Origin of the sequence: Alkalibaculum bacchi (assembly GCF_937875145.1) — a bacterium.
Lineage (GTDB): Bacteria > Bacillota > Clostridia > Eubacteriales > Alkalibacteraceae > Alkalibaculum > Alkalibaculum bacchi_A.
Genome location: NZ_CALNCS010000160.1, coordinates 1 through 6,571, shown reverse-complemented (window position 1 = coordinate 6,571; position 6,571 = coordinate 1). Strand labels below are relative to the sequence as shown.

Below are 6,571 nucleotides of genomic sequence, written 5' to 3'. Positions count from 1 at the left end.
CCTGTTAACAGCTTATCATACAGATAAGTCATCAACAGGAAAAATTATAGAGCCGATCTGTATTTCATCAACATGCTTTCTTTGCCTTTCCTGTTTTGGACCTCATGCAAAGCTCTTTGGCCATGTCGATGGTTAATAAATAGTCTTTAATTGGCTTAGTACCGCCATTTGGCATGTCCGTAACTGTAGTTACGCTCATAAAATCTTGCCCTTCTTCAAAGAGTGAGTGCCATTGTATTTTGCTCTTATTAAACCTTACAATAGCTTTTATGTTTCTTAGCTATGTCTATACCTATTAGTCCATAAAACCACTCTAAGCCTCTTAAAACCACAAAAAACACCAGTAAAATTAATCACTGGCGCTTTGGCATATTTATTTTTCACTGTTGCTTTTTTAGTATTGCTTGCATGGCTTTGGGTGTAGTAGCTCAATCAGTGTTCTTTCGACTGTAACCATATGCTGATGCAAAAAACTGTTGCTTTTGAGATTATCAGCCTCTCTACTGACTGCATTTGCTACCTCTTGCACTACTACCTCTAGCGACACATTGCGCAGTCTGGCGACTTGTAGTAGCTCCGTACGCACATATTCATGTCTAGCCTCATCATTACAAATCACATATGAATCCAAAATTTTTGATAAATGCTCGTAGTCTTGTTCTTCTCTTGTCATAATTAGTACCTTTTATCCTTAATTCCTGAAAAATCTATGATTGAGTTCCTTGTATTAGCGAATAGCCTGCTTATAATCTTCATGTTATACGTTCGTTTAAACTGCTGTTGTGATAGGTTGGTTGTGATGATTAATTCCGTTGGTCTATTGCTAATTCTATATAGTAGCTTTTGCACAAACTCGGAAGCTTGTTCCCTGTCAGTCATAGAGCTTTCGGTGCCTAAGTCATCTAAAACAATCAAATCAGCTTGGCTGATCAATTTAATTGAATACTCTTTAGTCCACATCTCTGTTGGGTCATTAAATGAGCTAAATATTCTATCCATTAGAGTGTTAACGTTAATAAACAAACATCTCTTTGCTGGCTTAGCGTAGCCATTAACTCCCTTTAACATCGACATAGCTAGGTGGGTTTTACCAGTTCCAGGGTTTCCAAAGAAAATGGTATTGAACTTTTTACGCTTCTCGCCTGTTTTATCCGTGCTTTTTAAATAAGCACCTGCAAGTAGTCTAGCTTTTTGCTTAACTTCATACTCTTTAGTACCTTTTTCCGCTCTAAAATCATCAAATGAGCTTTGCAACTCTGATTTGTTGTCCAGTAGTGAATAACGATACATGTATCTAGTAATCGTTTCTCTAGTTATTTTTCTATCAAATGATGTTTTCTCTTTTTCTATGTTTTCTGCTGCACACTTCGGACAGAATGGCTTAGCATGATTATAAATATCAGTAATCAGTTCTGTATCAGTGTGTGTGGGGCAAAAGCCACCCATTTTTTTGGTACGTATCCGCATATAATCCATAATTGGCTTTGCTTTTGGCAATTACATCACCTCTTTAAAATGGTAGGTCGTTACCGTCAATTTGATCAAAGAACTTTTTCTGTGCCTCTTCATCAATGTTGAAGCCACCGCCACGATTACTATTTGCTTCAAGCTTATTAGCATTTAGATATGTGTTAAAGTGTCCCGAAGTGAATAGGGTTTTAGGTGTCATGAAATTCCAAAATTTTGTTCCTTGCCACTCTTTCTTCTTGTTGTCTATGACAGTCTTAAAGTCTTTAAGTTTATATCCTTCACCCCACCTTGCTCTAATTAGTTTTCTATAGGCTTTAGTAGTGGGTCTTAATGCTTGTCCTGTTTGTTGATTTAGATAATCAATAATATCTGAATAAGGGATGTGTTCATCTTTAGATGAACTCTTATTATTATTTGTTGTAATCTCTGTTGTATTCTTTGTGTATTCTCTGGTATAGGTTGGTTCATTTTGAACCTTTCCATTGGTCCATTTTGAACCACTCGTTGGTTCATTTTGAACCAATGCATGGCTCATCACCTCGTTTAGTTTGTCTTCATCAATGGAATACCATTTAGATTTATCAAATCCTGCTGTATTTAGGTTTCTCTCTAACAGAAATCCCTTTTTTTTACAGTTAACTATAGCCCGCTTAACAGTGCTTCTACTCCAAAAGGGAAAATCCTTTTCTAAGAATTCTGAAATAGTGTGCTTAATCCAGTGCCTACTGTCAACATCTTTTCCTCCACGGACGTGCAACCAGTAATTAATTTGTTGCAATATGATTGCTTCATTAAGCCCAATAATTGTAGCTAAGTCTTTATCTACCACTAACGGACTTTTGGAATATAACCAACTAGCTTTCATACTCGTTTACCTCCATTTACCCTATCTGACTATTTATACTATACTATTCTCTTCTTTCAGTGTGAAGTAAATTCATTTAAGCGCTTTGTCTGACTATTCTTCTGCATAAATTCGTCAAATTTGTCGTAGTTAATGCTGTACCATAGAGTGCGACTAAAGCCACCTTCACTGAAATTTTTTGCTATTACAATTCCTTTGTCTTTAAGAGACTTAAATTGTTCTTTAATTGATCTAACAGAAAGCCACGGGAATTGACCGTGCCATTCTTCAAAGGTTCTTCTAATATATTTTTGCCCGTTTTTATCAACTCGCCCGCTTTTTGGCTCTTTTAGCAAGCACTGGATTTGTTGAAGAATGATTGCCTCATTAACATTGCCAAGTGCTACCGCTAATGATGGCAAAACTTGAAGTGGGCTTTCATTAATTAATAAAGGACTTGAATTTGATGCCATCGTTAAGCACTCTCTTTTCCAATACACTGATTTCTAATAAACTTGTATGCTGCTTCATTACCTTTGGATTTAGTCCGCCAGTTATCTAAGAATGCTTTAGCTTGATCATCACCATTAGCTTCCCAGCGACATACATCAACTAACTTTTCTTTTCTGCCACCATACTGAATTTCAAATTGCTTAGCCTTGACTATTCGTTGGCCTAATGTCTCTCTAGGCTTATTCTGGTCTGGTTGTCTTGTGACAGCATTAGTTGGCTTTTGGCTGTCAGCATCTTTAGTGTCGTCAATCAGAAATAGCCTACCAAGTGCATATTTTGTGGCGTATGAGCTTGTTGCCCCGCTAACTTGGCTGTCGTCCATTCCTTTTTTGCTTTCAGCCTCTCTAGCCCAACCTTTAACAGTAATTTGTTGTTCTGAATCTTTATAGTGGGCTATCTCAACAGCATAAACTCTTCCACCTACTTCTCTATAGTCCTCATCAAATGTCAGTTGTGCACCATACTTAGCAAGCAGTGGTTTCAATGCTGACTCAATGTCCTCTGCATTTCTGTACTTGTAATTTCCAAAGCTATTATACTGATTTTTTGGCGCTTTAAGCTCATTCTGAATTTGAGTTAAAATAGGAATCTTTATTTCTTTTTCTTCTTCTATCATTTTAGTTATCTCCACTTCTGTTTTTGTGCCTTGTCGCTTATCTGTCTTCTCGTGTCTTGAAAGATTGTCCGTGATAGGTTATTCACTGTTTCTCCCACGTTATCAGGAGTTGGAAACTCATTTTTAGCTGCATTAGTCCAAGCACCAACAAAGAAATCAGTCTCTTCATTGATCCTTTGCAGCTAGTCTTGGTAGTTGTCTTCAAGTGTTTTGCTTGGATCTAACTGCATAACTGAGCCTACTTACCACGCTCTTGGTCTAATTTGTGATCCTCTGCTTCCAAGTAATCCTCTTCTTCATGGTCATAATTGTCTGGAAGTGAATCTGCGTCAATCCCAGTAAAGGATTCATACACCATATCCATAATATTGTCTTCATGAACTGGAATACCAGAAAACCATGACTTGTACATGTCTATATCATCTTCATAGCCAAGTTGTTGGGCAAAGTCTTCTTCACCATATTCTTTGAAATAGTCATGCATAAAGTAAAAGACGTTTTCATAGTCAAACCCAGCACCAATTGCTACACGCTGACCATGCACGTCTTGTAAAAGAATGCCATCAACATCCTGTAAATCACGTAAATCTCTATCATCAAACTCAATCATCTATATGTTCCTCTCTTTTTTAATCAGCCTTAGTTCATTCTCTTTGGCAATTGAAAGGCTTCTCTTGCGTTTTTAACTTTTTCAACAAAGCCAAATCTTTTTAAGCCTTTGTCGAATCTTTGACATGTCGTATACACTGTATTGCCTGCTTGAATCAATTTAAGCCTGTTTAAGCTTACTTTCTTCTTCATTTTCTTTTTCCCCTATTTATCCAAAACACATAAACAAATGATTGAACCTATAAAAAGTAGAACGTATACTGTTATGATTGCAATTGACTGCCACGGCTTTAGCCAATGTTCAAAATCAAACAGATCATTAAAAAAGTCATTAAACTTCTTCATTTTTTCCCTCCTATTTCTTCAAGAAATCCGAGTATGGTTCATTCAAAAAGATACTTGGATTTACGTCTAAAACCTTTGATACTTTAAAAACAAGGTCGGCCTTTACTCTTCCTCTATGAATAGTGTTCGTTAAATTTTGTGGGGACATTCCAAGCTTTTTGGCGATAAAGCCCTTTTTGAGCCCTTTTTGGTCAATTAAAGCTTCTAAAACTTCATTAGCGTCTTCTCTAACTACGTTCTTCATTTTTTACCTCCTCTTATATTTTCCTTTTATTTCTTTACACCACTATAATATCACTTTAAATTAAAAATACAATACTTTTTTACACTTTTATTTTATTTTTTATACAAAAGTAAATAGAAAAACTAGATTTTTTCCAATTTTTCTTCTATTAATTTTTTTAATTTAAGCAATTCTTCTCTTGTTGGGTCATAGTCTAAAACAAAGTGCTTAGCATGTGATTTATACATATTTCGCTTCATTTCTTCCTTGTGCGTTTCATAGTATCTTTTTTGTGCCCTTTTTAAAGCTTCTGATCTTGCCAATATTTTTCACCTTCTCTTATATTTTCCCTTTATTTCTTTACACCACTATAATATCACTTTAAATTAAAAATACAATACTTTTTTACACTTTTATTTTATTTTTTGCTTTTTTATAACTGCATTAGAGTAGTCAACTACCCCAGAATTAATTCTGGGGCTTGCATACTTTGGCTAAAGGCGATGAGCCTTTAGCCTACTAGACGCAACTTGTTTAGATACGATCTGCGCTTGCAGCGAATGCAACGATATCAAAGTCATTGCAGTTCCCGAAAACGGCTTACAATCAATTACCAAAACCGTTAAGGACGTGAGTTGCCAAACGCCCTGTCCTATTATTTATCGGCTGATCTTCGTCTTAGGACTGGTGAAGCCGAGCAGGACACTGTAGCCCTTGTCTAATATATTCTTTGATGCATTCACGTCACGATCCTGCTTTTGCATGTATAAGGGGCATTCCTTGTTGTAACAAATATAGGTGAAGTGATCGGTCTGGTGGGCTTTGTTGCCCGACAAGCTGATATGGTCTTTGTCTTTCTTGATGTGTCCGCAGGCGTGACAGCGCTGGGTAGTGTACTTGGGGTCAATTTCGACAAAAGTCTTGCTATACATCTTAGCCTTGTATTCCATCTGGTTTAGAAAGGTACGCCAGCCGGCATCGCTGATGCTCATTGCTAGGGCATGGTTCTTAATCATATTTTTACCTTGCAGGTTCTCTGCAACTACGAGGTCGTGGTTCTTGACCAGTGCGGTTGAGAGAACATGGGTAAAGCTGTTTCTCTGATTAAGCACATGCTTGTGTAAGGATGCCACCTTTTGTCGGAGTTTCTGATAGTTCTTACAGTCACGCAGATTACGCTTTTCCTTCTTGGCACGTCTGTATTTGATTGCCAGCTCGTGTTGCAGTCTAGCCAAGTGCTTACGGCTTTTGCGGTAGTATCTGGGATTGTCAACCTTATTACCGTTGGAATCCACCAAAAACTCGGTGAGATTAAGGTCGATCCCGATAGGGTCGGTAGCCAGCGGTAATTCCTTCACAAATGACTGATTACTTCTTAGCAATAAGGAAACAAACCAAGTGCCGTCTGAAAAGTGCTTGACCGTTGCCGTAGTAATTACCGCATTATTATTGGGCAATGGTCTGGTGAGTTTCACCTTGATCCTGCCAATTTTAGGCAGTTGCAGATGGCTATGGTCAAGGAATCTTATTGAAGACTTAGTGTAAAGGGTAGCGCCTTTTTGCTTTATAGCAGAAGTGCTGTAGCTCTGAACCGATCTGTCCTTGCGCTTAAACTTAGGAATACCGCTTTGATGTACCTTGCGGAACATCTGCCAAGCGGACTGATAATGAATTTCAGTGTTATAGAACATTAGGCTGTCTAAATCTTTATCGCCCAGCCACGGATATTTTTCCGCAGTAATCCGGTCTAAGCCTACCGCTCTCTTTTTAGACTTGGTGATAGCAGTTTTTTTGCCCTTGACTGTGCGGTACTTCCAATAATTCTTAGGGATCGGATAAAGCTTGTTCAACTTATTAATGGCACTGTCGGTGTAGCTGTTAGCTAGAAGCTGATTATAGATGACCTACCACCCATCAAATAGATGGGTGGTCTCTTTGTTTAGAGTTTTTC

11 protein-coding genes are annotated in these 6,571 nt (G+C 37.6%); all 11 read right to left on the bottom strand.

Annotated features, from left to right (window positions below; genetic code table 11):
- Nucleotides 1-67: 67 nt before the first annotated feature.
- The 11 genes from Q7P22_RS09585 to Q7P22_RS09535 all read right to left on the bottom strand — a co-directional run bounded on the left by Q7P22_RS09585 (nt 68) and on the right by Q7P22_RS09535 (nt 6,470).
- The gene (locus tag Q7P22_RS09585) at nt 68-238 is read right to left on the bottom strand and encodes an antA/AntB antirepressor family protein (RefSeq protein ID WP_303863624.1); all 171 of its coding nucleotides are present in this window, start codon (nt 236-238) and stop codon (nt 68-70) included.
- 156 nt (nt 239-394) lie between these two features.
- Entirely contained in the window at nt 395-673 is a 279-nt protein-coding gene (locus Q7P22_RS09580) for a hypothetical protein (RefSeq protein WP_303863622.1), read from the bottom strand.
- A 2-nt stretch (nt 674-675) separates the two neighbouring features.
- Nucleotides 676-1,497 (bottom strand): ATP-binding protein, encoded by an 822-nt coding sequence (locus Q7P22_RS09575; RefSeq protein WP_303863620.1) that lies wholly within the window; start codon nt 1,495-1,497, stop codon nt 676-678.
- Between the two features lie 13 nt (nt 1,498-1,510).
- Complete coding sequence (locus Q7P22_RS09570; RefSeq protein ID WP_303863619.1) at nt 1,511-2,335, bottom strand: conserved phage C-terminal domain-containing protein; 825 nt, start codon at nt 2,333-2,335, stop codon at nt 1,511-1,513.
- A 56-nt stretch (nt 2,336-2,391) separates the two neighbouring features.
- Nucleotides 2,392-2,787 (bottom strand): hypothetical protein, encoded by a 396-nt coding sequence (locus Q7P22_RS09565; protein ID WP_303863617.1) that lies wholly within the window; start codon nt 2,785-2,787, stop codon nt 2,392-2,394.
- 2 nt (nt 2,788-2,789) lie between these two features.
- A complete protein-coding gene (locus tag Q7P22_RS09560) occupies nt 2,790-3,443 on the bottom strand; it encodes an ERF family protein (protein WP_303863615.1) in 654 nt (217 codons plus the stop codon).
- Between the two features lie 238 nt (nt 3,444-3,681).
- Nucleotides 3,682-4,053 carry a hypothetical protein gene (locus Q7P22_RS09555; protein WP_303863613.1) on the bottom strand — a complete coding sequence of 124 codons (372 nt, stop codon included), beginning with the start codon at nt 4,051-4,053 and terminating at the stop codon, nt 3,682-3,684.
- 29 nt (nt 4,054-4,082) lie between these two features.
- Complete coding sequence (locus Q7P22_RS09550) at nt 4,083-4,244, bottom strand: hypothetical protein (protein WP_303863611.1); 162 nt, start codon at nt 4,242-4,244, stop codon at nt 4,083-4,085.
- A gap of 163 nt (nt 4,245-4,407) precedes the next feature.
- Nucleotides 4,408-4,641, bottom strand: coding sequence for a helix-turn-helix transcriptional regulator (locus Q7P22_RS09545; protein ID WP_303863609.1), 234 nt, complete (start codon nt 4,639-4,641; stop codon nt 4,408-4,410).
- 122 nt (nt 4,642-4,763) lie between these two features.
- Complete coding sequence (locus tag Q7P22_RS09540) at nt 4,764-4,943, bottom strand: hypothetical protein (RefSeq protein WP_303863607.1); 180 nt, start codon at nt 4,941-4,943, stop codon at nt 4,764-4,766.
- Nucleotides 4,944-5,279: 336 nt separating this feature from the next.
- Nucleotides 5,280-6,470 (bottom strand): RNA-guided endonuclease TnpB family protein, encoded by a 1,191-nt coding sequence (locus Q7P22_RS09535; protein ID WP_303863605.1) that lies wholly within the window; start codon nt 6,468-6,470, stop codon nt 5,280-5,282.
- Between the last annotated feature and the right edge of the window lie 101 nt (nt 6,471-6,571).